Below are 1305 nucleotides of genomic sequence, written 5' to 3'. Positions count from 1 at the left end.
CGCGAATCGTTTTTTCAGACGGCTGACTGGATGCGTAATTCACCAGCTTAAGCGCCTGGCCTGTCCTGAGCTTGACGATGGATCGAGGCTGCTGCCCCTGTTGCTATTAATTCAGGAGCTGTTCACGCACAGCGGATATGGGCTGGAGGCACTTTTCGCTTGTGCAGCCGATGCAAAAGCAGATGTCGGGCAGTGCGTGCTCAGGTTTTAGGAGTCGAATTGGCCTCCAGCCCATATGGAGTGTGCGCAAGCAGCTCCTGAATTGATAGCGACTGCTGGCTCAACTCTGCGCCAGCAGCACCACCAGCGCACCGGCACCGCCTTCTGCGGGCCGTGCCTGCACAAAGGCGATCACTTCGTTTTTCTGGATCAGCCAGCTTTGCACCCGGCCTTTGAGCACCGGGGTTTTGCCGGGCGAACCCAGGCCTTTGCCGTGCACCACGCGCACGCAGCGCATACCGGCCTTGTGCGCTTCGCGGATAAACACAGACAGCGCGTCGCGCGCGTCTTCGCGGCGCAGGCCGTGCAGGTCGAGCTGGCGCTGTATGCTCCAGCCGCCGCGGCGCAGCTTGCGCACCACATCCGGGCCCATGCCGGGCCGCCTGAAACTCAGCGCCTCGTCGGTGTCCAACAGGCTTTCCACATCGAAGCCGTCAGAGATGGCTTCGCGCATCACCGCCAGTTCGTCCAGCTGGTGTTGCACTGGAATCGGCGGGGGCTGAACAGCGGGCAGTTGCGCCTTGTGACCGGGCAGGTGTTTGGCACGCAAGGCTTTCACCGGCCCGATGGCGCGCGAAAACACATCTTTTTCAGCCCGTGCCTTCGCCGCCGCCGCTGCGCGAGCCGCTTTCAGCTCGGCGTCCCGCCGGGCGCGGGTTTCGATTTCCAGCTTGACGGCTTTGAGCCCTTTCAGGTCGCGGATGGGGGCGGGTTTGGTGGCCATCAGAGCAGCCCCAGCTCGGCCATCGACACGGCCTGCGTGCTGGTCACGATGAAATGGTCGAGTACCCGGACGTCCACCAACGCGAGTGCGGCCTTTAGCGTGTGTGTCAAGGCCTCATCGGCGCGGGAGGGACGGGCTTCACCGCTGGGGTGGTTATGCGCCAGCACCACACTGCCGGCCTGCAGCGCCAGCGCGCGCACCACCACCTCGCGCGGATAAACGGAGGTCTGCGTCAACGTGCCGCGAAACAGCTCTTCCAGCGCAATCAGCCGATGCTGGGCATCGAGAAACAGCACTGCAAAAATCTCGTGGGGTCGGCTGCCCAGCTGCAACTGCAGGTAGTCGCGTACTGCCTGCGGCGT

3 protein-coding genes are annotated in these 1305 nt (G+C 63.4%); 1 reads left to right on the top strand and 2 read right to left on the bottom strand.

Annotated features, from left to right (window positions below):
• The coding region (locus Q8L50_RS11620) for a hypothetical protein (protein ID WP_305348796.1) at positions 1-211 on the top strand (211 nt) is incomplete at its 5' end.
• 69 nt (positions 212-280) lie between these two features.
• On the opposite strand, the gene Q8L50_RS11615 is transcribed toward Q8L50_RS11620, so the two are convergent.
• Positions 281-943, bottom strand: coding sequence for a Smr/MutS family protein (locus tag Q8L50_RS11615; RefSeq protein ID WP_305348795.1), 663 nt, complete (start codon positions 941-943; stop codon positions 281-283).
• The coding region (gene radC / locus Q8L50_RS11610; RefSeq protein ID WP_305348794.1) for a DNA repair protein RadC at positions 943-1305 on the bottom strand (363 nt) is incomplete at its 5' end. The genes Q8L50_RS11615 and radC, both read right to left, overlap by 1 nt.

It is taken from the genome of Polaromonas sp. (assembly GCF_030680935.1).
In the GTDB taxonomy this organism is placed as follows: domain Bacteria; phylum Pseudomonadota; class Gammaproteobacteria; order Burkholderiales; family Burkholderiaceae_C; genus Polaromonas.
The sequence above is the reverse complement of the archived record's forward strand: the minus strand, read 5'-3'. Positions and strand labels throughout refer to the sequence as shown.

Coding starts and splice junctions, on each gene's coding strand:
- Q8L50_RS11615 (WP_305348795.1), bottom strand. CDS start 943: ATGGCCACCAAACCCGCCCCCATCCGCGACCTGAAAGGGCTCAAAGCC.